The sequence below is a fragment of the Bacillus sp. IT-79MI2 genome, assembly GCF_949768135.1.
Taxonomy (GTDB): domain Bacteria; phylum Bacillota; class Bacilli; order Bacillales; family Bacillaceae_G; genus Bacillus_A; species Bacillus_A pseudomycoides.
Genome location: NZ_CATKPV010000106.1, coordinates 41098 through 64765, shown reverse-complemented (window position 1 = coordinate 64765; position 23668 = coordinate 41098). Strand labels below are relative to the sequence as shown.

The window sequence follows — 23668 nt, the reverse complement described above, 5'->3', positions numbered from 1 at the left end:
CACTTTGAAATTGGATAAGGTATTATGATAAGGTGTGAAAAAAGTATATATAAGGTATTAAGGTAAGGAGGCACTACTCGTGGCTGATTGGTTAATTGGTTTAATCATGGGAGCTGTTGAAGGATTAACGGAATTTTTACCGGTTTCATCAACGGGACATATGATTTTAACAGGACATTTAATTGGATTTGATGATGATAGAGCGAAAGTATTTGAAGTTGTCATCCAATTGGGATCGATTTTAGCGGTTGTCGTTGTATTTTGGAAACGTTTATGGTCATTAGTTGGGATTGGCAAGGTAACACAAGGACCATCTTTAAATTTATTACATATCATTATTGGTATGATTCCAGCAGGAGTACTTGGTGTTTTATTCCATAGTAAAATTAAAGAAGTTTTATTTGGACCAGGACCCGTTGTTATCAGTTTAATCGTTGGTGGTATTTTAATGATTGTTGCTGAGAAATTTTCAAGACCAAGTACAGCGAAAACATTGGACGAGATTACGTATAAACAAGCATTCACAATTGGAATGTTCCAATGTTTAGCATTGTGGCCAGGATTTTCACGTTCTGGATCTACAATCAGTGGTGGATTATTAGCTCGTGTATCTCATACAGCAGCTGCTGAATATACATTTATTTTAGCGGTACCAATGATGGTTGCAGCATCAGGGTTAGATTTAATTAAAAGCTGGGACGTATTAAGTTCAGCAGATATCACATTATTTGCAACTGGTTTTATTACGGCTTTCCTTGTAGCAATGCTTGCGATTGTTTCATTCTTAAAATTATTAGCTCGTGTAAAGTTAACACCATTTGCTTATTATCGTTTTATTTTAGCTGCGGTGTTCTATTATTTCTTCATTATGTAATAAAAAAACTGCCATTTGGCAGTTTTTTTATTTTACTATTTTTTCAATCATATTTTCCATCACATGTTCCCAAAGTGAAGTGTCGTCAGCTAATGTAGCACGGAAATTAGCATACATGTCTTTCTGTTTTTCTTCAAATTGTGGATCATCTTTTTCAGGTAATGTAGCACGCATAGAAGTTACTAATTCTTGCACTTTTGGAGCACGTGGTCCCCAAACCGCTTGTTCTTTTCCATCCTTATCAATAAAAATAAAGATTGGAATGGCACGGGCTGTTCCATTTGTTAAATATTGATCCATTAACTCCAAATTTTCATCACGGATGAGTAATCTCATTTCAATATTGGAAACTTCGCAAATACGTTTCATAACAGGTACGCAAAGAAGAGCGTCTCCGCACCAATCAGCGGATAGTACAATAACACGCCATCCGTCGTTTTGACGTTCTTCTAAAACAGGAAGCAATTCGTTCGGAATTAAAAAGTTATTATAAATATGTAGTAATTCATACTGGTTCACAGTCATGTTATTTACGTATGTATCAAAGGACATACCCTTATTGGCCCATTGTTGTAATGTCATATGTAACACCTCTTTAGTATATTTTTGTTTTTATTGTATCAATTTTTATCGTGAAATGCTTGTAATCTTACTCTTTCTTTTTGTTATCAGTAGGCCATACCTTATCCAAGATAAAAAAGAAAAGGACAATAAGTAGTTCAGCTTTATTGGAGATCGTTACACTTTCTATCCAATCATCTGCAGTATGAATAACGAGCCAATCAAGCGAGATTTCTATGAGGGAAAGCAGTAAAAAGGATAGTCATTTTGACATGTGCGTGAGCAGAGGGGTTAAAAGTACTTTGAAAAATAAAATCAAGAAACTACTAATTCCATCTAGTATAAGGGCTAATAAAAAAAAGAGAAGTAGTGCAGTTCGTGATGTATATTCTACACCAATGAGACGAAAAACTCCGACATACATAAAGAAAATGAGTGCAAAAGCAATAATTATAAGAAGGGTAATACTACTAATAACAATCGCTTTATCTTTTCCACTTAGATCTGAAAACCTTTCTTCGTCTGGATTCATGATATCCCCCCAAAAAGTTCATCTTATAAAGTGAAACTTTAATCAGTAGGGGGCTTTATCCCCCGCTGATTATTAGCCCTCATCAATCGAGCTTTTATGGGCAGTCCACCCCACCTAACTTCTTTGCTCTCGCTGAATTTGGAGGTGGGGGTCTGACTGCCCGTTAATACGGGATAAAAGGAAAAAATTCATATTTTATTATATCATGAATACTTGATGGGAAGTGAAAACAAAAAAGGTGCGACGAATCGCACCTTTTTTGTGGCTGATGTGAGTTTCAGCATGTTAGAAAAGCAACCTGTATCATTTATTTCCAAATAGATAATAAATGATACGTGCTCTAGTGAATAACGGAGATTTTTTACTATTGGGTTTTGTTTTGGGAGTGTATCTATCAAATAAGTGAATACATTATGAGTGATTGTATGGGAAAAAAAGATGACAAAATGTAAAATATAAGGTAATATAATTCATAATGTTTTTATTTAACTATATGAAATAAAAGGGAGATGTAAACGGTGTCTCATAATCGCGAACAATTAATGGAGGATCTATCTGCAAATGTTTTTGCTATGTTTCGTTCATTGCGGAATGATATGGGAAAAATTTTTGGAGATTACATACCATGGAATGAATTTCTCGTGCTCCGTATATTAAATCGTAATGAAAAAGAGATGGTTTCTCGCGTAGCAAATGAACTACATGTATCAAACAGTCATATTACAGCTGTTACAGAAAAGCTAATTAATAAAGGTTTTGTAACGCGTTCACGTTCTACATCTGATCGTCGTGTTGTATATTTGGAAATTACGGAACAAGGAAAAGAGTTAGTTGCAAAAATGGAATTGGCAAAAAAACAGTATTTAAAAGAAAGGTTTTCGGCCCTATCTGAAGAAGAAATGCATCTAATGATATCTATTTCGAAAAAACTTATATAGAAAAAAAGCCAGATGAACTATGGCTAATCGAGAATCCTTCCTTGTTTTAGGAAGGTTTTTTTATTCATACTAAAATGAAAAATTGAAATTTGTTACATAGAAGAATGCGATGTGTATGATTGGGATAGGAAAGACATACTAACAATGATGGAAGATGAAAGGAGGAAGAAAGATGACGAATCGCAACGGGAGTCAAGGAAGTGGAAATCAAGGTTCACCAAAAACAGGGCAGTTTCAACAAGAGTTTAGTTCGGAGTTTATAACTGGTAATGATAATAAGGGAAAAGAATATCGTTCGAACAAAGGAAGTAAGTCAAAAAAGGAGTGAATAGATTCACTCCTTTTTTGTTAGGAAATTTGAATTGTATTTTAAGATAAGAAAATAGACCATCTTGTTAATACAAGATGGCCATGAAAGGGGACAATTTATGTCAATTTTAATTAGGGATGGAAAGCTGTTCGAGACACTGGGGAATGTCTCATTATTAGGGAGGAACAGCTTCGATAGATATAATATAAAAGATAGATGTGACCTCAATGTGAACTTGAAGTGAAAGGTATGGGAATTTTAAAAATTTCCCTCTTTTTAAATAATAGAGGGAAGGTAGAACATAGTTAGAGGTCCCATAGTCTAATGAATAGTGGATAAAAAATAGACCATCTCGTTAATACAAGATGGCCATGGAAGGGGACAATTTATGTCAATTTTAATTAGGGATGGAAAGCTGTTCGAGACACTGGGGAATGTCTCATTATTAGGGAGGAACAGCTTCGATAGATATAATATAAAAGATAGGTGTGACTTCAATGTGAATTCGAAGTGAAAGGTATGGGGATTTTTCAGTTGAAATCTATGGAAAAAAGGATTATGCTCAACTATATTATGAGATTATAAAGATTTATCCAAAATAATGAGTTTGCTCTAAAAGTATGAGGAATTGAAAAAAGTTAGGTGGAAAATTACTTTCCGTAAGATTTGGTCCGGTCAAAACGAACGATTAGTGTATGGAAAGAGGTTTTACTTTATTAAGGGAGTTAGTGATATGGAAGTAACAAAAAAACAAGGATTTTATAATCGTTTTATACGATTAAGTCCGCCGCAAATTTTAGCAATGGGCTTTTTTTGTTTAATTGTTGTCGGGGGAATGTTATTGAAACTACCATTCGCGACAAAAGAATCAATTAGTTGGGTAGATGCGTTTTTTACAGCAACCTCGGCAGCGACAGTAACCGGTTTAGGAGTTGTAGATACTGCTAGTACGTTTACAATGTTTGGTCAAATTATCATTATGTTGTTAATTCAGACAGGTGGTCTTGGATTAATGACAATCGCAATTTTAATTGTATGGGTGTTAGGAAAAAAAATTGGTTTACGTCATCGATTATTAATTGGAGAAGCGTTTAACCAAACGAATATTGGTGGTCTTGTAAAATTAGTGAAGCGTGTCTTTATTTTTTCTATTTGTATTGAGTTAGTAGGAGTTGTTTTTTTATCCATTCGATTTATCCCGGAATTTGGTTTCGGCAAAGGTTTATATTATAGTATTTTTCATGTTATCGCCTCTTATAATAATGCGGGATTTGCACTATGGCCAGATAATTTAACCAGATTTGTAGGAGATCCTATTATTAATATTGGAATTTGTTCTTTAATTGTTATAGGTGGTTTAGGTTTTACGGTGTTAATTGATATATGGTATAGCCGTAGTTTTCAGAAACTATCACTTCATTCGAAAATTATGATTGTTGGAACAGTAGCGCTTAATGTTATTGCGATGATTGTGATTTTTATATTGGAGTATAATAATGTGAAAACATTAGGATCACTATCTTTAGGTGAAAAGATATGGGCTTCATTTTTCCAGGGGATTACACCGCGTACAGCAGGATTTAATACGGTTGATTATGGAGGAATGGAAGAATCATCAATATTGTTTACGATGATTTTAATGTTTATCGGTGCAGGAAGTGTGTCGACAGGTGGCGGAATTAAGTTAACAACATTTGTTATTTTAATTACATCGGTTATTTCCTTTTTTAGAAAGAAGGAAGACTTTGTTTTATTTCATCGTACAATCAAAATGTCAACAGTAACAAGAGCGTTAGCGATTGTAGTTGCCAGTCAAATTCTTATTTTTACAGCAGTATTTTTATTAATGCTTACAGAAAACTTTAGTTTTATTCAACTTTTATTCGAAACAATTTCAGCGTTTGGTACAGTGGGGTTATCAATGGGAATTACGGCTAAGTTATCTGTAATTGGAAAATGTATCATTATGTTTGTTATGTTTTGTGGGTTAATTGGTCCGTTAACGCTTGTATTCTCTCTAGCGCGACCAGCTAAACAAAAAATTCGATACCCATCAGAAGATGTTTTCACAGGATAAGGTATCTCGCAAAGCGCGAGATACCTTTTTTCTTTAAAAAAGTGAGAACAATAAACCGATGATTGCAGCGCGGAATAACAGAGCAACAATTGCAGCAATGCCGCCCACAATAGCAGCGATGCCACCGGTTACAGTAGCTCCACGATTATAGGCATAAATACCTAGTAAAACAGAAACAAGTCCGAAGAGTGTAGGAAATGTAAAGAGTGATAATACAGCAAGAGCAAGAGCGATAAACCCTGCTGTGGATCCCGCTGTTTTTGATTTTACATCGTCTTTATCGTTATAGTTGATACGCTGAGGAGCAACCTCTGCTGCGTACTCTTCTTTATAGTACTCTTCTTCAGTTCTAGGTTGTTCATTAATTTTATTAGTCAACGTAATGTCTCCTTTCATAACAAGGTTCATTAGTAGTATGTATATCTTTTTCTTTTTTATCCGGCAGGAAATAGACAGTCATATCATTACTTTATTTCGTTATTTGCAGGCGGTAATACTCCCACCTCAAAATTCAGTGAAAGCACAGGAGTTAGGTGAGAGATAAACTGCCTGTAAAAGTCCGATTAGTGAGGGCTGATTAAATTTTCACTTTATTAGACTGAAGTGAAGGATATGTATATTGTTTTTAGATTCTAAGCTGAAGAAAGCTGATAATGGAACAGTGTTTTTTCATGAATTGTAAAACTTGGTATGAGTTCCTCTATTTTGGAAAGTATAAAAAAGAATTAAGAGGAAAAAGGTGGTTTAAATGATGGAACATCCAATTGAAAACTTAATGAAAACGGCAATGACAAATTTAAAAGAGATGGTCGATGTAAATACAATTGTCGGAAGCCCTGTTTCAACAGCGGACGGAAAGGTTGTTTTAACTGTTTCAAAAGTTGCCTTTGGTTTTGGCGCAGGAGGAAGTGATTTTAAAGGGGAAACGTCTGTAGGGAAAAGTTTGGCAGGACAAGGACAACAAAAAGAGGCGAAACAAGGGCATCCGTTTGGAGGTGGAAGTGGTGCAGGAGTTTCAATTGATCCTGTTGCGTTTCTAGTAGTAGGATCTGGCGGTGTACAAGTGTTACATTTACATAGTGGCACACACTTGATTGAAAAGGCTTTGAGTACAGTTCCAAGTACTATAGATAAGTTTGTAAACGGTCTTTAAAAAGTAAACTTGCATTTTTTAGGAATTATGATATATTAGAAAAAGTGTGTTCAGAAACGACAAATATAATTGGAATGTAAATATATATGATTTATGAAATAAGGGAGAGGTAGTTATGATTAACATCAAGAATTTTGCTGTCGGCTTATGTATGTTAGTAAGCGGATTTGTTGTGTATGTAGTAAAAGAAAAGGCTCCATTCTAAAACAGACAGATTGTGATGTCTGTTTTTAATTTGTTAAAATAAATATTGACGGATTTATTTTTAAGTGTTATGATGATATTTCGTGTCTCGGTTACAGCTAGTATATATTGGATATTTCTTGTAAATGCAATATGAAAAATTTGCGAAAGATCGGGTAATTTTACCAACAACTTTTGTGAATAGACCCAAAAAGTTGTATTTGTAAGCTTATACACATGCTAGTGTATCAGGAGCGGTCAGAGGAACCGTGTTGATGAGAGAGAGGTAGGGCTTTCATCCAGTATATGTTACTTTCCCGTTTAGGTGAATATAAAAAAAGAAGTCTCCTTGTTATAAGGAGGCTTCTTTTTTTTATAAACTACTTTCAATTCGTTGACAAATTTCATCGGTTGTTAAGCCACTTGCTTCAATAACGGGCCCTTTTATTACTGCATTACTAATTCCCATTACATTAGAATCTTGTCCGGTTACGACGCAACAATCGCACCCTTGCACGTCATTTTCAGAACGTAGTGAAATTACTTCATGTCCTTGTTGTTCTAAAGCTTGTTGAACATCTGTTAAAGAATTTTCAACACCAATTTTCGCCATACTCTTCACCTCCTACCATCTAGTAATATGCTCCATTTTTTAGGAAATATTTATGTTTTTAAGGAAAATATGGTAGAAATGTTGATGTATTTACTATTTACGAACAGGGAAATCCCCCTCCTAAAACAAAGAGGTGGGGGATAGCTGCTCAGAAAAGCCCGATTAGAGAGGGGGAGAAAAAATACGTAATGTATTAGTCGTTATATACACCTGTGAGCATTTGACTTACAAACTGATCATTTAATTGATCTTGAGCAGATTCATCATTTGATTGAATGTCAATTGAGGCAGTGAAGTTGTTATTCTGTTCTTCATTTGGAGATACCTCTACGTAATTGTTAAATTTGCACAAACCTTTCGTATCCATTAAATCAAATAGTTGTAACATTTCTACTACCTCTTGTCTCGTTCCTTTAATTTGTACACATGCCATATTATTTTCCTCCTTCATTTGACAATTTGTTTTTTAAAATAGGATTATGAAAGCTGCATGAAAAATATGATTGTTATTTTTATACAATGTTATTTTGCTTATTTTCCTCCTTTTCAATCAAAAGTCGTTTTTATTCCCGAATATATGAAATCGGACGTTCGTTTATTGAATACAATAGATTCGCATCATTTGACAAAAATCCTTCTTTTAAGCAAATGTTTTTTAGGATGAAAAATGGCGAAAAAAATTTTTTGACATTTTGTAAACGTTAACAATGTTGATAAATCAATATAAACAAGGATGTATATAAATTAAAAATTATAAATTTTCTAAAAATTATCTTGATTTATTTAAAAAGGAGAGTAAACTAGGAAACAATAAAAAATTCACAGAACATAGGGGGCGCTTTTAAGTGAATGAGCAATGGATTTTCTTAAATGGAGAATTTGTTCCAAAAGACGAAGCAAAAGTTTCGGTATATGATCATGGTTATTTATATGGCGATGGAGTGTTTGAAGGGATTCGTATCTACAGTGGCAATGTCTTCAGGCTCAAAGAACATCTTATTCGTTTATACGAGTCAGCAAAATCCATTATGTTGGAAATTCCATATACGTTAGAAGAAGTGACAGATATTGTTGTTGAGACGATTCGTCAAAATAAGCTATCTAACGGATACATTCGTTTAGTGGTATCACGAGGTGCTGGGAATCTTGGGCTAGATCCTGATTCTTGTTCGAAACCGAATGTAGTTGTAATTGCGGAACAGTTATCTTTATTTCCGTCGGAATATTACGAAAAAGGCATACCGGTTGTGACAGTTGCCACACGTCGTAATCGCCCAGACGTACTAACACCACAAGTAAAGTCTTTAAACTATTTAAATAATATTTTAGTTCGAATTGAAGCGAAGCTTGCTGGTGTGCAAGAAGCACTTATGTTAAATGAACAAGGTTATGTTGCAGAAGGGTCTGGCGATAATGTGTTCATTGTAAAAGGAAATAAATTAATTACACCACCAAGTTCTGCAGGGGCATTAGAAGGCATTACAAGAAACGCTATTTTGGAAATTGGAGAAAAGCTTGGATATGACGTAAGAGAAGAATTATTTACAAGACACGATGTATATGTAGCTGATGAGGTGTTTTTAACAGGAACTGCAGCTGAAGTTATTGCAGTTACGACAGTTGATGGAAGAACGATTGGGCTTGGGAAAACGGGTCCACATACAAATCGTTTATTAGAAGAGTTTCGTAAATTAGTTGTAGAAGATGGAGAGAAAATTTACGAAGAAAATAAAGTTGGATGATAACTCATTATAAAGTTGTAAAGCGTTGATAGGGAGGAGTAGTTGATTGTGAAGCCTCACAGAGAGTCGGTGGTTGCTGGAAACCGATGGTTCACATCGACGAACATCGCCCTTGAGTGCTAAACTGAAGCATTTGCCTAGGTTTAGACGGTAGCTCCGTTATTAGCTAGACTCATCCCCGAGTCACTGAGGCAAGAAGTATTCTTGCGAAGAAGGGTGGTACCGCGAAATCTTTCGTCCCTTCAGCACATAGCTGGAGTGTGGACGTAGGATTTTTTTATTGTAAAAAAACAATTTTAAAGGAGGTTCGTAAGAGCAATGTCTTCAAAAACGGAAGAAAAGATGGCAACTGGTGCACAGCTGTTGTTAGAAGCGTTAGAAAAGGAAGATGTAGAAGTTATTTTTGGTTATCCAGGTGGTGCTGTATTGCCGCTCTATGATGCAATTTATGATTGCGAAATTCCTCATATTTTAACAAGACATGAGCAAGGAGCGATTCATGCAGCAGAAGGGTACGCGCGAATTACAGGAAAGCCTGGCGTTGTCATTGCAACAAGTGGTCCAGGTGCGACAAATGTGATTACTGGTCTTGCAGATGCAATGATTGATTCTTTACCGCTTGTTGTTTTTACAGGTCAAGTAGCTACAACGTTGATTGGAAGTGACGCTTTTCAAGAAGCGGACATTATGGGACTTACGATGCCGGTAACAAAACATAATTATCAAGTGCGCAAGGCATCAGATTTACCAAGAATTATTAAAGAGGCATTTCATATTGCGAAAACGGCTCGACCAGGACCGGTCGTTATCGATCTTCCAAAAAATATGGTAGTAGAAAAAGGCGAGCGATGTAGTAACGTGCAAATGGATTTACCAGGATATCAACCAAATTATGAGGCGAATTCATTGCAAATCAACAAATTATTACAAGCGATTGATACTGCTGAAAAACCGTTGATTTTAGCCGGAGCAGGTGTACTTCATGCGAAAGCTGCAAAAGAATTAACAGATTTTGCACGAATGTATCGTATACCTGTTGTTCATACACTTCTTGGACTAGGTGGATTTCCGCCAAATGATAAATTATTTCTTGGAATGGGAGGAATGCATGGTTCTTATACAGCGAATATGGCTTTGTATGAGTGCGATTTACTCATAAATATCGGAGCAAGATTCGACGATCGTCTTACAGGAAATTTAGAGTACTTTGCTAAAGAGGCTACAGTTGCACATATCGATATTGATCCAGCAGAGATTGGAAAAAACGTTCCTACAGAAATTCCGATTGTGGCGAGCGCGAAACATGCTTTGGAGGCACTGCTCTCTTGTAAAAGAGGAAAAGAAAATCATAGTGCATGGCTATCGCTTTTAAAAAGCAGAAAAGAACAATATCCATTTTTCTATGATCAAGATTCTGAAGTGATTAAACCACAATCAGCAATTGATATGTTATATGAAATTACAAAAGGAAAAGCAATTGTTACGACGGATGTTGGTCAGCATCAAATGTGGGCTGCTCAATATTATCCACTTGAAGACCCAGATAAGTGGGTAACATCAGGAGGGCTTGGTACAATGGGATTTGGATTTCCAGCTGCCATTGGTGCACAAATTGCTAGACCAAAAGAATTAGTTGTAGCGATTGTTGGTGATGCGGGTTTTCAAATGACATTGCAAGAACTTAGTGTATTGAAAGAACATTCCTTACCGGTTAAAGTTTTGATTTTAAATAATGAAGCTTTAGGGATGGTAAGACAGTGGCAAGACGAATTTTATAATCAAAGATATTCTCACTCGTTGCTCTCTTGTCAACCGGATTTCGTAGCGCTTGCCCATGCATATGGCATAAAAGGGGTGCGAATTGAAAATCCGTTACTTGCGAAGAGACAGTTGCAAGAAGCGATTGATTTGCAAGAGCCTGTTGTAATTGATTGCAGGGTACTACAGTCTGAAAAAGTTATGCCGATGGTTGCTCCTGGAAAAGGAGTTCATCAAATGGAGGGGGTGAAGGGACAGTGAAAAGGATTGTTACGGCGACAGTTCGAAATCAAAGTGGGGTCCTGAATCGGATTACGGGTGTTATGACCAGGAGGCATTTTAATATTGAAAGTATTTCGGTTGGACATACAGAGTCGTCTGATATTTCACGGATGACATTTGTTGTTCATGTTGAAAACGAGCAACAAGTGGAGCAACTGATCAAGCAACTTCATAAACAAATTGATGTGTTAAAAGTATCTGATATAACAGAAGAAGCAATGATTGCAAGAGAGTTGGCTCTTATTAAAGTAGCGACAACAAGTGTATCGAGAGCAGAATTATATAGTTTAATTGAACCGTTCCGAGCCGCTGTAATAGACGTTGGAAAGGATTCCATCGTCGTACAAGTAACGGGTACACAAGAAAAAGTAGAAGCTCTTATAGAGCTAATGCGTCCATATGGTTTAAAAGAAATTGCAAGAACAGGTGTTACTGCATTTACGCGGAGTATGAAAAAACAAGATAAACAAATTATGTTAATTCATTAATCATTTTAATATAGGGGGAGAAAGAATATGACAAAAGTTTATTATGAGAAAGATGTAGCGGTAAATGTATTAAAAGGGAAGAAAATAGCGATTGTTGGATATGGATCACAAGGTCACGCTCATGCACAAAACTTACGTGATAATGGTTTTGAAGTAGTAGTTGGACTTCGGAAAGGAAAGTCATGGGAAAAGGCGAAAGAGGATGGTTTTTCTGTATATTCAGTGGCAGAAGCTGCAAAATCTGCGGATGTAGTAATGATTCTTTTGCCTGATGAACTACAGCCAGAAGTGTATGAAACAGAAATTGAACCGAATTTACAAGCTGGAAATGCACTTGTGTTTGCTCATGGATTTAACGTTCATTTTAATCAAGTTACACCACCAGAAGATGTAGACGTATTTCTAGTAGCGCCAAAAGGACCTGGACATTTAGTACGTCGGACTTTTGCTGAAGGCGGAGCGGTTCCAGCGTTATTTGCTGTATATCAAGACGCAACAGGAACAGCCATTGAAAAAGCATTGTCCTATGCAGATGGAATTGGAGCAACAAGGGCTGGAGTATTAGAAACTACATTTAAAGAAGAAACAGAAACGGATCTATTTGGAGAACAAGCTGTACTTTGCGGAGGTGTTACTGCACTTGTAAAGGCGGGATTTGAAACATTAGTAGATGCTGGTTATCAGCCGGAACTTGCCTATTTTGAATGCTTACATGAACTAAAGCTCATTGTTGATCTTATGTATGAAGGCGGACTTGAAAATATGAGATATTCCGTTTCTGATACAGCACAGTGGGGAGATTTTGTATCAGGACCACGCGTTGTAACAGAACATACGAAGAAAGCGATGGGTGAAGTGTTAAAAGAAATTCAAGATGGCACATTTGCAAGAGGGTGGATTGCAGAGCATAAAGCAGGAAAACCGCATTTCCATGCAACGAACGCTAAGGAAAATGAACATCAAATTGAAGTTGTTGGGCGTAAATTACGTGAAATGATGCCGTTTGTACAACCGAAAGTAAAGGCGGGGGTTAAATAATATGAAACAGATTTTGTTCATGGATACGACGCTTCGTGATGGCGAACAATCACCCGGAGTCAATTTAAATGAACAAGAAAAGTTACAGATTGCCAGGCAGTTAGAAAAACTCGGGATTAATGTGATGGAAGCAGGATTTGCAGCAGCTTCTGAAGGTGATTTTCGCTCAGTAAAACGAATTGCGGAAACGATTCGAAATGCTTCCGTTATGAGTCTAGCAAGGGCGAAGGAAAGTGATATTCAGAGAGCGTATGAAGCATTGAAAGGTGCAGCATCTCCGCGGTTACACGTCTTTTTGGCAACGAGTGATATTCATATGAAATATAAGCTTTGTATGTCAAAGGAGGATGTATTAGATAGTATTCATCGCTCTGTAACTTTAGGGAAATCCTTATTTCCTACAGTGCAATTTTCGGCAGAAGATGCAACGAGAACGGCGCGCCCTTTTTTAGCAGAAGCTGTGGAAGTTGCGATTCGAGCTGGAGCGGATGTTGTTAATATTCCGGATACAGTAGGTTATACAAATCCAGAAGAATATTATTCTCTTTTTAAATATTTACAAGAATATGTTCCTTCTTATGAAAAAACTATTTTCTCTTGTCATTGTCATGATGATCTTGGTATGGCAGTAGCAAATTCATTGGCGGCCATGGAAGGTGGTGCACTGCAAATAGAAGGGACTATAAATGGGATTGGAGAGCGTGCAGGTAATGCGGCTTTAGAAGAAGTAGCAGTTGCTTTGCACATTAGAAAAGACTATTATGAAGCCGATTCTTCTATAACACTAAAAGAGATTAAAGCAACAAGTACATTAGTAAGTCGGTTAACGGGTATGGTAGTTCCAAAAAATAAGGCGATTGTTGGAGCGAATGCATTTGCGCATGAATCAGGTATTCATCAAGATGGTGTATTAAAAGAAGTAACGACATATGAAATTATTGAGCCAGAACTAATTGGAGAATCACAAAATTTATTTGTACTTGGAAAACATTCTGGTCGCCACGCTTTTACTGAAAAAATGAAAGAACTCGGTTATGAGTTTACGGAAGAAGAGCGAGATATAGCATTTAGTGCATTTAAGAGATTAGCAGATCGTAAAAAAGAGATTACAGAAGAAGATTTACGTGCATTAGTACTAGGAGAAACAGCATTTTCAACACAGCAGTATAACATTAAACAATTACAAGTCCATTTTGTATCCAACAGTACACAATGTGCAACAGTTGCACTGGAGGATGAGGCAGGTAATGTGTACGAAGATGCAGCAACCGGAGCAGGTAGTATTGAAGCGATTTATAATGCAATTCAAAGAATTCTAGGACTTGAGTGTGAGTTAGCCGATTATCGTATTCAATCCATTACACAGGGACAGGATGCACTTGCTCATGTTCATGTTGAATTGAAAGAAGGAACACATCAAGTTGCAGGTTTTGGTGTTGCGCAAGATGTATTAGAAGCATCAGCTAGAGCTTATGTACATGCAGCGGGAAAACTAAAGGCTTTGTTATTCCTTGCAAAGTAATGTTTTGATAAGTGGGGGGATGCCCCCACTTCACACAATTGAATTCTGAATAATCAGTTAAATTATAAAAAAGGGGTGCTGATCATTGGAAAAACGTATTGTTTGTTTAGCGGGTGATGGTGTTGGACCAGAAATTATGGAGAGTGCCAAGGAAGTTTTACACATGGTAGAAAGGTTATATGGTCACCGTTTTTATTTACAAGATGAACAATTTGGAGGCGCTGCGATTGATTCGTTTGGGCAACCATTGCCGTCAAGAACATTAGCAGCATGTTTAGCGAGTGACGCTGTATTACTAGGCGCGGTTGGTGGACCTCGCTGGGACGAAGCGAAAGAAAGACCGGAAAAAGGATTGCTGGCGCTTCGAAAAGGGCTTGGTGTATTTGCTAATGTTCGTCCTGTCACTGTAGATGCAGCAACTGCTCATTTATCCCCATTGAAGGCGGCTGATGAGGTGGATTTTGTTGTCGTTCGTGAGTTAACGGGAGGGATTTATTTCTCCTTTCCAAAAGAAAAAACAGAAGAGGTAGCAACAGATACACTTACTTATCATCGTCATGAAATTGAGCGCATTGTTTCTTACGCTTTTCAATTGGCAAGTAAACGTCGTAAAAAAGTTACTTCTATTGATAAAGCAAATGTTTTAGAGTCGAGTAAACTTTGGAGGGAAGTAACAGAAGAAGTAGCACTTCGCTATCCGAATATTGAACTTGAACATATTTTAGTAGACGCAGCTGCTATGGAGTTGATTCGTAATCCGGGCCGGTTTGATGTCATAGTAACAGAGAATTTATTTGGTGATATTTTAAGTGATGAAGCCTCTGTATTAGCAGGGTCTTTAGGGATGCTTCCATCGGCGAGTCATGCAGAGAATGGACCTTCGCTATATGAACCAATTCACGGATCAGCACCAGATATTGCAGGGGAAAATAAAGTGAATCCAATTGCAATGATGCGTTCAGTTGCAATGATGCTAGGGCAATCTTTTGATTTAAGAAGAGAAGGAGAAGCGATTGAAGAAGCAATTTCTGCGGTTCTCCGATTGGGGAAATGTACAGCTGATATAGGTGGAAATGAGACAACATCGTCTTTTACAAAATATGTACTACAAGAAATGGAAGAACAAGCGCTAGTAGGGAGAGGGAGATAATGGCAAAAAGGTTACTAGATAAACTGTGGGAGAGACACGTTGTTACAACAAATGAAAATGGGTTAGATCTATTATATATTGACCTTCATCTCGTGCATGAAGTAACATCACCGCAAGCCTTTGAAGGCTTGCGGCTTGCAAATCGGAATGTTCGGAGACCGGATTTAACATTTGCAACGATGGATCATAATATTCCAACAAAAGATGTTTGGAACATTACAGATCGTATTGCTAAGCAACAATTAGATACGCTTCGTGAAAATTGTAAGCAATTTAATATTCCGTTGGCGGATATTGATGATGAAAATCAAGGGATTGTTCATGTTATTGGTCCAGAGCTAGGACTTACACAACCAGGAAAGACCATCGTATGTGGCGATAGTCATACGGCAACACATGGAGCCTTTGGAGCGTTGGCGTTTGGGATTGGTACAAGTGAAGTCGAGCATGTATTAGCAACTCAAACATTGTGGCAGAGCAAGCCGAAAGCGATGGGGATTGAATTAAAAGGGAAATTACCTAAAGGAGTATATGCAAAAGATATAATTTTACACCTTCTAGCTACATATGGGGTAGCAGTTGGAACTGGATATGTGATGGAGTTTTACGGAGAAGCAATTACAAATATGGAAATGGAAGAGCGCATGACACTTTGTAATATGGCGATTGAAGGTGGAGCAAAAGCAGGGATTATTGCGCCGGATGAGAAAACATTTGCTTATGTAAAAGGGCGTGAGTATGCGCCGGAAGAGTTTGACTTGGCAGTGGCGAATTGGAGGGAATTCTATACTGAGCCAGATGCAATATATGATACTTATATTTTGGTAGATGTTGCTAAACTAGCGCCATATGTAACATGGGGAACAAACCCGAGTATGGGTATGCGTATTGATGAACAGTTACCAGAAACACGTGATAAAAATGATGAACGAGCTTTTGCATATATGGGGCTTCAGTCAGGACAAAGTGCACTTGAAATTCCGGTTCAGCATGTATTTATTGGTTCCTGTACAAATTCCCGTTTATCAGATTTAGAAATTGCAGCAGCTGTTGTAAAAGGAAAGAAGGTAAAAGAAGGAGTGCGAGCACTTGTTGTACCAGGATCCAAACGAGTACGAAAAGCAGCGATGGAAAAAGGACTGCATCGTATATTTGAAGAAGCTGGATTTGAATGGAGAGAGCCTGGGTGTTCTATGTGCCTGGGAATGAATCCAGATCAAGTGCCTGAGGGAGAGCATTGTGCATCTACTTCCAATCGGAATTTTGAAGGACGACAAGGGAAGGGTGCGAGAACACATTTAGTTAGCCCTGCGATGGCGGCCGCAGCAGCGCTTTATGGTCATTTCGTTGATGTGAGAAAGGAGAGTTATGATGGAGCCATTTCATATTCATAAAGGTACTGTTGCTGTACTATTGAACGATAACATTGATACAGATCAAATTATTCCAAAACAATATTTAAAGAGGATTGAACGAACTGGTTTTGGGGAATTTTTATTTGATGAATGGCGTTATGAGGATGACAGGAAAGAGAATCCAGATTTCCCACTAAATGCACCTGAACGAAAAGGAGCAAGCATACTAATTACAGGTGAAAATTTCGGCTGTGGTTCATCAAGAGAGCATGCGCCATGGGCACTTGCTGACTATGGATTCCGTGTTATTATCGCGGGGGGATTTGCAGACATTTTTTATATGAATTGTACGAAAAATGGTATGCTTCCTATCATGATGGAAAAGGAAATGCGTGAAAAGCTAGCAGCTGTGGATCCACGAGATGTGATAGAAGTTGATTTAGAGAATGAAGTAATTACAACTCCGCTACATCGTTTTCATTTTACAATTGAAAAGATGTGGAAAGAAAAGCTATTAAGTGGTTTAGACGAAATCGGAATCACGCTTCAATATGAACAAAAAATTGAAGAATATGAACGAGAAACAGCTCGCTAATTTGTTTAGCGAGCTGTAATGAAAAATACAAAAACGTTTGAATTTTGTTTACATTCTGAATTTCGTGTTATATACTATGTGAAAATAAGAGGAGAAAGGGAGTAAGGATAATGTTTACATTACAATCTATCAATATGCTTACACAACTACATCATCATACATAAACCCTTGAACCTAGCGTGAACAACGTGTAGGTACAAGGGTTATTCCCGTTGTACCTACACCCTATGAAAGGGCCTTGTAGGTATTTTTTCTACAAGGCTCTTTTTATTTTGTTCGTGATTGTTATAGTGTGCATACACTAGAAGGGGAAAGTTTGGTGAACAGAATTGAAAGGAGTGTAAAGCGGTATGACAAAATGGAAACGAGCAAATCCAGATGGAACAAGAGATTATGTATTTGAAGAGTGTACATTAATAGAAGAAGTTGAACAAAAATTACGACGTACTTTTTTAGGAAGAGGTTATGAGGAAATACGAACGCCTACGATTGAATTTTATGATGTCTTTTCTTTTCGGAATCGGCCGATAGATGAAGAGAAAATGTATAAGTTTTTTGACCAACAAGGACGCATTATCGTGTTAAGGCCTGATATGACAATTCCACTTGCAAGAGTAATAGGAACCCACGGTGAGGAAGCGCCTGTAAAATTAACATACAGTGGGAATGTGTTTCGAGCGAATGAATCACTATCTGGAAAATACAATGAAATCATTCAAACAGGTATTGAAATAATCGGGATTGATAATATACGTGCTGAAATTGAATGTATCGTAAGTGCAATTCATGCTCTTCAAGCTGTAGGGATTCAGGCTTTTACAATAGAATTAGGGCAAGTTCAGTTATACAAATGTATTGTTAAAAAGCTGTCATTTGGAGAAGAAGAGGAGTCGCTCTTACGTACGTATATTGAAAGTAAAAATTATGCAGAGTTATCCCGTTTTTTACAAGAAAAGAATTTAGATCGACGTGATGAAACTGTACAGTTACTTGAAAGATTACCAAGATTATTCGGAAAACTCGAAGTAATTGAAGAAGCAGAAAAGCTTGCTTCAAACTATGAGATGAAGCAAGCGATTGCGCGGGTAAAAGAAATCTATAAAACGATTGAAAAATTAGGATATGGTTCGTATATATCAATTGATCTTGGGATGATTCAACATTTGCATTATTATACGGGAGTTATTTTTAGAGGTTATATATATGATGTTGGGGGAGAAATTGTTCGTGGCGGAAGATATGATGAATTGCTTGGTAATTTTGGAGAACCGATGTCAGCAGTCGGCTTGGCTGTACAAGTAAATCAAATTGTCCGGACATTACAAGAACAGCAAAAACAATTCAAACGAAAAAAATTAGATATGATCATTCATTATTCTTTGGATAGGATAGCAGAAGCAGAAAGACTATGTGGTTTACTTCAGAAAGATGGGTGGAAAGTGGAATTATCTATGTTTGAGAATTTGCAAGATACATTTCAGTTTGCGAAGAAGAAAGGGATTATAAAAGTGATCGAAGCGACTGGAAAAGCATTAGTGGAATATGTGTGGAAAGAAAAATGGGTGATACAGAAAGAAGGGGAAACTTCATGCGTAACATTCAAATTGCGTTAACAAAGGGGAGACTTGAGAAACATGTCATTCCACTGTTTGAAAAGATTGGGATTGATTGTTCGGAACTGATGGATAAAGGAAGAAAGCTTGTATTCCAAAGCGCTAGTAGCAATGTTTCATTCATTCTAGTGAAAGCAGTAGATGTTGCAACTTATGTGGAACATGGTGTTGCAGACATTGGTATTGTTGGAAAAGATATTTTAATGGAATATGAGAAAGATATATATGAAATGGTGGATTTAGAAGTAGGATGTTGTAAGTTTTGTGTCGCTTCTATCCCAACATATAATCCGAAAGGCTATCGGAAAAAGAGAATTGCTACAAAATATCCGCATATTACTTCCACTTATTTTCGTGGTAAGGGAGAAGATGTAGAAATTATTAAAATAGAAGGTTCGGTAGAAATCGCTCCACTTCTTGGATTAGCAGATGCGATTGTTGATATTGTAGAGACGGGAAAAACATTACAAGAAAATGGATTGATTGTATTTGAAGAAATGTATTCAATATCAGCTCGCATGATTGTAAATAAAGCTGCTTTAAAAACAAAAAAAGACGAAATATTCGATATTATCAATAAGATGGAGTGTGTAATCACTGCAGATAAATAAAGGAGGGACTCTGGGTGGAGGTAATATCTGAAAACTACACGGAAGCGTTGAAGAGAATAAAACAGTTAAGAGAACAGGCTAATATAATAGAAGAAACTGTACAGATACGCGTAAGAGAAATTGTTGAGCGGGTGAGAGAAAGGAAAGATGAGGCACTATTTTCTTATACAAAAACTTTTGATGGAATTGAAGTACAAAAGTTACGTGTTGCAAAAGAAGAAATTGAAAAAGCGAGTGAATATGTAGAATCTTCATTTCTAGAAGCATTGCAATGCGCAAAGAAAAATATCATCTCATACCATGAAAAACAAAAAAGGCAATCCTTTTTAGATTGTGAAAACGAAGGTGTGATTCGTGGGCAACTGATTAGACCATTGCAAACAGTTGGTGTATATGTACCAGGAGGAACTGCATCTTATCCGTCATCTGTACTCATGAATGTATTACCTGCTAAAATTGCCGGTGTTCAGAAAGTTGTAATGGTAACACCACCAGGGAAAGAGGGAATAGATCCACATATTTTAGCAGCTGCTGAAATTGCCGGTGTAGATGAAATTTATACCGTAGGTGGTGCACAAGCTATAGCGGCATTAGCATATGGGACGGAATCGATTCCGAAAGTTGATAAAATTGTCGGTCCAGGGAATATATATGTGGCTTTTGCAAAACGTGAGGTATTTGGAGCTGTTCATATCGATATGATTGCTGGGCCATCTGAAATCGTTGTAATTGCTGACAAAACTGGAAATGCGTCTTTTATCGCAGCAGACTTATTATCTCAAGCTGAGCATGATGTGAGGGCAACAGCGATTTGTATTACAACTTGTGTAGAACTTGCTAAAGAGATAGAAAGAGAAATAAAGCAACAACTTCGAGTATTACCAAGAAGTGAAATAGCTCGTGAATCGATAGAAAGAAACGGAGCAATTCTCGTTGTTCCTTCGCTAAATCATGCGTTTCAATTGTCGAATGAAATAGCACCGGAGCATTTAGAGTTGCATATAAATGAGCCGATGAATGCCTTGGCATATATTCAGCATGCGGGTTCGATTTTTATTGGACCCTATGCCCCAGAGCCTCTTGGAGACTATTTTGCAGGACCGAATCATGTACTGCCAACAAGCGGAACAGCGCGTTTCTTTTCGCCGTTATCAGTTGATGATTTTGTGAAAAAATCGAGCTTTGTATCATATACAAAAGAAGCGTTACAAAACGTTCAACACCATATTACAACGCTCGCCGATAAAGAGGGATTACACGCGCACGCGAGAGCGATTCAAATTCGATTTGAGGAGGAGAAATAATGCGTGAGGCAAGTCAAGTACGGGGAACGACAGAAACAAAAATTAAACTGAGTTTACAACTAGATGAAAGTACAAACGTTTCAATTCAAACAGGGGTTGGATTCTTTGATCATATGCTAACTTTGTTTGCGAAGCATGGTAGATTTGGTTTGCAAATTGAAGCAGAAGGTGATGTGTTTGTTGACGCTCATCATACTGTTGAAGATGTTGGGATTGTGCTTGGAAACTGTTTGAAAGAGGCATTGCAAAATAAAGAAGGTATTAACCGCTATGGAGCAGCATATGTACCAATGGATGAAGCATTAGGTTTTGTAGCGATTGATATAAGTGGACGATCTTATCTTGTCTTTCAAGGTGAATTGAAAAACCCTAAGTTAGGAGATTTTGATACAGAACTGACAGAAGAGTTTTTCAGAGCGGTTGCTCATGCGGCGAATATAACACTACATGCTCGCATTTTATATGGCAGTAATACCCACCACAAAATTGAAGCGTTATTTAAAGCATTTGGGCGTGCACTGCGCGAAGCGGTAGACAAAAATGACAAAATTGTTGGTGTAAACTCTACGAAAGGACTGTTGTAATTGATTGCAATTGTAGATTATGGAATGGGGAATATTCGCAGTGTTGAACAAGCGTTAACGCGTATTGGGGCTGAGCATATTGTAACAGATGATAAAGAGAGGATATTACAAAGTGACGGTGTGATCTTACCAGGAGTTGGAGCTTTTCCAAAAGCGATGATTGCTTTGCAGGAAAAAGATCTTGTTTCAATGATTCAAGAAATTGGAGCGCAAGGAAAACCACTCCTTGGTATTTGTTTAGGGATGCAGCTTTTATTTGAAGAAAGTGAAGAAATAGAGAGAACAAAAGGGTTAGGTTTGTTGCCAGGACTAATTCGAAAGCTGAAAGTTCCTTATAAAATCCCGCATATGGGCTGGAATCAATTAAAGAAGAAACGAGAAATTAAGTTGTGGAATAAAGTAGAAGATGGTTCATTTGTGTATTACGTTCATTCCTACTATGCAGATTGTCCAAGTGAGATTGTATGTGGCAGTAGTGACTATAAGATTGATATTCCAGGGATTGTTGCGAAAGGAAATATATTTGGGGCACAGTTTCACCCTGAAAAAAGCGGTGATATCGGAATACAAATATTAAGAAATTTTAAAGGGGTGGTAGAATCATGGAAATCTTCCCAGCTATCGATTTAAAACAAGGGCGATGTGTTAGGCTTTATCAAGGAGAATTTAATAAAGAAACAGTTATGAATGAAGATCCAGTTGCTCAAGCATTATTGTTTGAAAAATTAGGAGCAAGAACATTGCACATTGTTGATCTAGATGGAGCGGTTGCAGGTCAATCAATGAATCTTTCCGTAATTGAGGATATATGTAAAGCAGTTCGAATTCCCGTTCAAGTAGGCGGAGGAATACGTTCTCTCGAAACGGTTGAAATGTTACTGTCAGTAGGAGTGGAAAAAGTCATTTTAGGAACGGTAGCATTGTATGATCGTCCTTTTTTAGAAGAAGCAGTTCGTTCATATGGAGAAAACATTATTGTTGGTATTGATGCGAAAAACGGTTACGTTGCAACGAGAGGCTGGTTAGATGTGTCTGAAATTTCTTATATCGACCTTGCGAAGAAAATGGAAAGTGTCGGCGTACAAACAATCATTTTTACAGATATTGCAAAAGACGGTACGTTAGAGGGTCCGAACTTTGAGCAATTACAATTACTACAGAAGGCGGTGGCAATCCGTATAGTTGCATCGGGCGGCGTATGCTCATTGCAAGATGTACAGAAGTTAAACGATATGAATGTATATGGCGTTATTATTGGAAAAGCGCTATATGAAAAAACAATTGATTTAGAAGAGGCATTGCAAGTGACAAAGATATGTTAACGAAGCGAATTATTCCATGTTTAGATGTGAAAGACGGCCGCGTTGTAAAGGGTGTGAATTTTGTAGGATTACAAGATGTTGGTGATCCTGTTGAAATAGCTGCTTTGTATAATAAAGCAGGTGCAGATGAAATTGTTTTTTTAGATATTACGGCGACGCATGAGGGGAGAAAAACAATTATAGATGTTGTAGAGAGAGCAGCTTCGAAAGTGTTTATTCCGCTTACAGTAGGTGGCGGGATTGCAACTGTTCAAGATATGTATGCCTTGCTAAGAGCAGGCGCGGACAAAATTTCACTTAACTCAGCGGCAGTACGAAATCCAAATTTAATTGAGGAAGGTGCCGGACATTTCGGTTCTCAATGTATTGTGGTCGCAATTGATGCAAGGGAAGTAAAAAAAAATAAATGGAATGTATATGTAAACGGTGGACGGATTGATACGGGAATCGATGCTGTACAATGGGCAAAACAGATAGAACAGTTAGGAGCTGGCGAAATTTTACTTACGAGTATGGATGCAGATGGGACGAAGGATGGCTATGATATTCGTTTAACAGAAACAATTTCAGAAGCTGTTTCGATTCCAGTTATTGCGTCAGGAGGATGTGGAAGCGCAGAGCATATTGTAAAGGTGTTTCAAAAAACATCGGTAAATGCAGCATTAGCAGCCTCCATTTTTCACTATGGTGAGGCAACAGTGCAAGAGGTGAAGCGGAAATTACAAGAAGCGAAAATTGAGGTGAGAATATGACACCTGATTTCTCCAAAGGATTGTTGCCAGCTGTTGTGGTAGAAGAAGAAACAAAAGAAGTTTTGATGCTAGCATATATGAATGAAGAAGCGTATAAAAAAACGTTAGAAACGAAGAAAACATGGTTTTATTCACGTTCGCGGCAAGCGTTATGGAACAAAGGAGAAACGTCTGGGCACATGCAGTATGTTCAGTCTCTTTATTTAGATTGTGATCAAGATTCGATTGTAATTATTGTTAAGCAAGTAGGACCAGCTTGTCATACAGGAGAGAAAACATGCTTTCATTATAAAATCATATAGGGGGACCTG

General features: G+C 37.3%; 26 protein-coding genes, 1 pseudogene and 1 other annotated feature. Of the genes and pseudogenes, 22 read left to right on the top strand and 5 right to left on the bottom strand.

All coding sequences use genetic code 11. The features are described from left to right. Window positions 1-79 precede the first annotated feature (79 nt). Window positions 80-874, top strand: coding sequence for an undecaprenyl-diphosphate phosphatase (gene bacA / locus ACM6HU_RS24650; protein ID WP_003196138.1), 795 nt, complete (start codon window positions 80-82; stop codon window positions 872-874). Window positions 875-901: 27 nt separating this feature from the next. Here the strand turns inward: bacA and ACM6HU_RS24645 are convergent, their stop codons facing one another. Further along, window positions 902-1456 carry a thioredoxin family protein gene (locus ACM6HU_RS24645; RefSeq protein WP_088093999.1) on the bottom strand — a complete coding sequence of 185 codons (555 nt, stop codon included), beginning with the start codon at window positions 1454-1456 and terminating at the stop codon, window positions 902-904. Between the two features lie 67 nt (window positions 1457-1523). Next, window positions 1524-1967: pseudogene (locus ACM6HU_RS24640) on the bottom strand (YrvL family regulatory protein). Window positions 1968-2485: 518 nt separating this feature from the next. Here ACM6HU_RS24640 and ACM6HU_RS24635 point away from each other — a divergent pair. The 3 genes from ACM6HU_RS24635 to ACM6HU_RS24625 all read left to right on the top strand — a co-directional run bounded on the left by ACM6HU_RS24635 (window position 2486) and on the right by ACM6HU_RS24625 (window position 5292). After that, window positions 2486-2905, top strand: a complete 420-nt coding sequence (locus ACM6HU_RS24635) for a MarR family winged helix-turn-helix transcriptional regulator (RefSeq protein WP_003206336.1) — start codon at window positions 2486-2488, stop codon at window positions 2903-2905. Between the two features lie 172 nt (window positions 2906-3077). Then, a complete protein-coding gene (locus ACM6HU_RS24630) occupies window positions 3078-3233 on the top strand; it encodes a hypothetical protein (protein WP_016113985.1) in 156 nt (51 codons plus the stop codon). Between the two features lie 715 nt (window positions 3234-3948). Beyond that, entirely contained in the window at window positions 3949-5292 is a 1344-nt protein-coding gene (locus ACM6HU_RS24625) for a TrkH family potassium uptake protein (RefSeq protein ID WP_088094142.1), read from the top strand. A 33-nt stretch (window positions 5293-5325) separates the two neighbouring features. On the opposite strand, the gene ACM6HU_RS24620 is transcribed toward ACM6HU_RS24625, so the two are convergent. Then, complete coding sequence (locus tag ACM6HU_RS24620) at window positions 5326-5688, bottom strand: imidazole glycerol phosphate synthase (RefSeq protein ID WP_098116843.1); 363 nt, start codon at window positions 5686-5688, stop codon at window positions 5326-5328. Window positions 5689-6043: 355 nt separating this feature from the next. On the opposite strand from ACM6HU_RS24620, the gene ytfJ reads away from it, so the two are divergent. Both ytfJ and ACM6HU_RS24610 read left to right on the top strand, forming a co-directional pair. Further along, window positions 6044-6445 carry a GerW family sporulation protein gene (ytfJ, locus tag ACM6HU_RS24615; protein WP_033671827.1) on the top strand — a complete coding sequence of 134 codons (402 nt, stop codon included), beginning with the start codon at window positions 6044-6046 and terminating at the stop codon, window positions 6443-6445. Between the two features lie 115 nt (window positions 6446-6560). Next, the gene (locus ACM6HU_RS24610; protein WP_016113989.1) at window positions 6561-6650 is read left to right on the top strand and encodes a hypothetical protein; all 90 of its coding nucleotides are present in this window, start codon (window positions 6561-6563) and stop codon (window positions 6648-6650) included. Window positions 6651-7001: 351 nt separating this feature from the next. Here ACM6HU_RS24610 and ACM6HU_RS24605 read toward each other — a convergent pair whose 3' ends face one another. Then, entirely contained in the window at window positions 7002-7241 is a 240-nt protein-coding gene (locus ACM6HU_RS24605) for a YkuS family protein (protein WP_003196153.1), read from the bottom strand. A 193-nt stretch (window positions 7242-7434) separates the two neighbouring features. Further along, window positions 7435-7674, bottom strand: a complete 240-nt coding sequence (locus tag ACM6HU_RS24600) for a DUF3911 family protein (RefSeq protein WP_016113990.1) — start codon at window positions 7672-7674, stop codon at window positions 7435-7437. A gap of 412 nt (window positions 7675-8086) precedes the next feature. On the opposite strand from ACM6HU_RS24600, the gene ilvE reads away from it, so the two are divergent. From ilvE to hisI, 16 genes are all read left to right on the top strand, one after another. Next, window positions 8087-8983, top strand: a complete 897-nt coding sequence (gene ilvE, locus ACM6HU_RS24595; protein WP_097847352.1) for a branched-chain-amino-acid transaminase — start codon at window positions 8087-8089, stop codon at window positions 8981-8983. 16 nt (window positions 8984-8999) lie between these two features. Further along, window positions 9000-9228 (top strand) — a binding site (T-box leader). A 73-nt stretch (window positions 9229-9301) separates the two neighbouring features. Next, window positions 9302-11002, top strand: a complete 1701-nt coding sequence (gene ilvB / locus ACM6HU_RS24590) for an acetolactate synthase large subunit (protein ID WP_016113992.1) — start codon at window positions 9302-9304, stop codon at window positions 11000-11002. Further along, window positions 10999-11511 carry an acetolactate synthase small subunit gene (gene ilvN, locus ACM6HU_RS24585; protein ID WP_016113993.1) on the top strand — a complete coding sequence of 171 codons (513 nt, stop codon included), beginning with the start codon at window positions 10999-11001 and terminating at the stop codon, window positions 11509-11511. The genes ilvB and ilvN overlap by 4 nt, the downstream gene beginning before the upstream one ends. A gap of 27 nt (window positions 11512-11538) precedes the next feature. Next, window positions 11539-12549: a ketol-acid reductoisomerase gene (gene ilvC, locus ACM6HU_RS24580; protein WP_016113994.1), complete on the top strand. Its 1011-nt coding sequence runs from the start codon at window positions 11539-11541 to the stop codon at window positions 12547-12549. A gap of 1 nt (window position 12550) precedes the next feature. Next, complete coding sequence (locus tag ACM6HU_RS24575) at window positions 12551-14071, top strand: 2-isopropylmalate synthase (protein WP_016113995.1); 1521 nt, start codon at window positions 12551-12553, stop codon at window positions 14069-14071. 85 nt (window positions 14072-14156) lie between these two features. After that, on the top strand, window positions 14157-15221 hold the full coding sequence (leuB, locus tag ACM6HU_RS24570; RefSeq protein ID WP_016113996.1) for a 3-isopropylmalate dehydrogenase: 1065 nt from the start codon (window positions 14157-14159) through the stop codon (window positions 15219-15221). Next, the gene (gene leuC / locus ACM6HU_RS24565; RefSeq protein WP_016113997.1) at window positions 15221-16615 is read left to right on the top strand and encodes a 3-isopropylmalate dehydratase large subunit; all 1395 of its coding nucleotides are present in this window, start codon (window positions 15221-15223) and stop codon (window positions 16613-16615) included. The genes leuB and leuC overlap by 1 nt, the downstream gene beginning before the upstream one ends. Further along, window positions 16593-17171, top strand: coding sequence for a 3-isopropylmalate dehydratase small subunit (leuD, locus tag ACM6HU_RS24560; protein WP_016113998.1), 579 nt, complete (start codon window positions 16593-16595; stop codon window positions 17169-17171). Before leuC ends, leuD begins: the two co-directional genes overlap by 23 nt. Window positions 17172-17521: 350 nt before the next feature. After that, window positions 17522-18784 carry an ATP phosphoribosyltransferase regulatory subunit gene (gene hisZ, locus ACM6HU_RS24555; RefSeq protein ID WP_016113999.1) on the top strand — a complete coding sequence of 421 codons (1263 nt, stop codon included), beginning with the start codon at window positions 17522-17524 and terminating at the stop codon, window positions 18782-18784. After that, window positions 18760-19395, top strand: coding sequence for an ATP phosphoribosyltransferase (gene hisG, locus ACM6HU_RS24550; RefSeq protein ID WP_016114000.1), 636 nt, complete (start codon window positions 18760-18762; stop codon window positions 19393-19395). The genes hisZ and hisG overlap by 25 nt, the downstream gene beginning before the upstream one ends. A 14-nt stretch (window positions 19396-19409) precedes the next feature. Then, window positions 19410-20699, top strand: a complete 1290-nt coding sequence (gene hisD / locus ACM6HU_RS24545; protein WP_016114001.1) for a histidinol dehydrogenase — start codon at window positions 19410-19412, stop codon at window positions 20697-20699. Further along, a complete protein-coding gene (hisB, locus tag ACM6HU_RS24540; RefSeq protein WP_016114002.1) occupies window positions 20699-21283 on the top strand; it encodes an imidazoleglycerol-phosphate dehydratase HisB in 585 nt (194 codons plus the stop codon). Before hisD ends, hisB begins: the two co-directional genes overlap by 1 nt. Continuing rightward, a complete protein-coding gene (hisH, locus tag ACM6HU_RS24535) occupies window positions 21284-21913 on the top strand; it encodes an imidazole glycerol phosphate synthase subunit HisH (RefSeq protein ID WP_016114003.1) in 630 nt (209 codons plus the stop codon). It begins immediately after the preceding gene. Further along, the gene (hisA, locus tag ACM6HU_RS24530) at window positions 21886-22605 is read left to right on the top strand and encodes a 1-(5-phosphoribosyl)-5-[(5-phosphoribosylamino)methylideneamino]imidazole-4-carboxamide isomerase (RefSeq protein ID WP_016114004.1); all 720 of its coding nucleotides are present in this window, start codon (window positions 21886-21888) and stop codon (window positions 22603-22605) included. Before hisH ends, hisA begins: the two co-directional genes overlap by 28 nt. After that, window positions 22599-23357 (top strand): imidazole glycerol phosphate synthase subunit HisF, encoded by a 759-nt coding sequence (gene hisF, locus ACM6HU_RS24525; protein ID WP_414848495.1) that lies wholly within the window; start codon window positions 22599-22601, stop codon window positions 23355-23357. Before hisA ends, hisF begins: the two co-directional genes overlap by 7 nt. After that, window positions 23354-23659 (top strand): phosphoribosyl-AMP cyclohydrolase, encoded by a 306-nt coding sequence (hisI, locus tag ACM6HU_RS24520; protein ID WP_016114006.1) that lies wholly within the window; start codon window positions 23354-23356, stop codon window positions 23657-23659. The genes hisF and hisI overlap by 4 nt, the downstream gene beginning before the upstream one ends. The last annotated feature ends 9 nt before the right edge of the window (window positions 23660-23668 follow it).

What these genes read in the sequence shown, in the direction of transcription:
- ACM6HU_RS24645 (WP_088093999.1), bottom strand. Translation starts at nt 1,456, where the DNA reads ATGACATTACAACAATGGGCCAATAAGGGTATGTCCTTTGATACATAC.
- ilvB (WP_016113992.1), top strand. Translation starts at nt 9,302, where the DNA reads ATGTCTTCAAAAACGGAAGAAAAGATGGCAACTGGTGCACAGCTGTTG.
- hisG (WP_016114000.1), top strand. Translation starts at nt 18,760, where the DNA reads ATGCGTAACATTCAAATTGCGTTAACAAAGGGGAGACTTGAGAAACAT.
- hisI (WP_016114006.1), top strand. Translation starts at nt 23,354, where the DNA reads ATGACACCTGATTTCTCCAAAGGATTGTTGCCAGCTGTTGTGGTAGAA.
- ACM6HU_RS24620 (WP_098116843.1), bottom strand. Translation starts at nt 5,688, where the DNA reads ATGAAAGGAGACATTACGTTGACTAATAAAATTAATGAACAACCTAGA.
- hisF (WP_414848495.1), top strand. Translation starts at nt 22,599, where the DNA reads ATGTTAACGAAGCGAATTATTCCATGTTTAGATGTGAAAGACGGCCGC.
- hisB (WP_016114002.1), top strand. Translation starts at nt 20,699, where the DNA reads ATGCGTGAGGCAAGTCAAGTACGGGGAACGACAGAAACAAAAATTAAA.
- ytfJ (WP_033671827.1), top strand. Translation starts at nt 6,044, where the DNA reads ATGGAACATCCAATTGAAAACTTAATGAAAACGGCAATGACAAATTTA.
- hisA (WP_016114004.1), top strand. Translation starts at nt 21,886, where the DNA reads ATGGAAATCTTCCCAGCTATCGATTTAAAACAAGGGCGATGTGTTAGG.
- ACM6HU_RS24630 (WP_016113985.1), top strand. Translation starts at nt 3,078, where the DNA reads ATGACGAATCGCAACGGGAGTCAAGGAAGTGGAAATCAAGGTTCACCA.
- leuC (WP_016113997.1), top strand. Translation starts at nt 15,221, where the DNA reads ATGGCAAAAAGGTTACTAGATAAACTGTGGGAGAGACACGTTGTTACA.
- ACM6HU_RS24625 (WP_088094142.1), top strand. Translation starts at nt 3,949, where the DNA reads ATGGAAGTAACAAAAAAACAAGGATTTTATAATCGTTTTATACGATTA.
- hisZ (WP_016113999.1), top strand. Translation starts at nt 17,522, where the DNA reads ATGACAAAATGGAAACGAGCAAATCCAGATGGAACAAGAGATTATGTA.
- leuD (WP_016113998.1), top strand. Translation starts at nt 16,593, where the DNA reads ATGGAGCCATTTCATATTCATAAAGGTACTGTTGCTGTACTATTGAAC.
- ACM6HU_RS24610 (WP_016113989.1), top strand. Translation starts at nt 6,561, where the DNA reads ATGATTAACATCAAGAATTTTGCTGTCGGCTTATGTATGTTAGTAAGC.
- ACM6HU_RS24605 (WP_003196153.1), bottom strand. Translation starts at nt 7,241, where the DNA reads ATGGCGAAAATTGGTGTTGAAAATTCTTTAACAGATGTTCAACAAGCT.
- ACM6HU_RS24575 (WP_016113995.1), top strand. Translation starts at nt 12,551, where the DNA reads ATGAAACAGATTTTGTTCATGGATACGACGCTTCGTGATGGCGAACAA.
- ACM6HU_RS24600 (WP_016113990.1), bottom strand. Translation starts at nt 7,674, where the DNA reads ATGGCATGTGTACAAATTAAAGGAACGAGACAAGAGGTAGTAGAAATG.
- ilvC (WP_016113994.1), top strand. Translation starts at nt 11,539, where the DNA reads ATGACAAAAGTTTATTATGAGAAAGATGTAGCGGTAAATGTATTAAAA.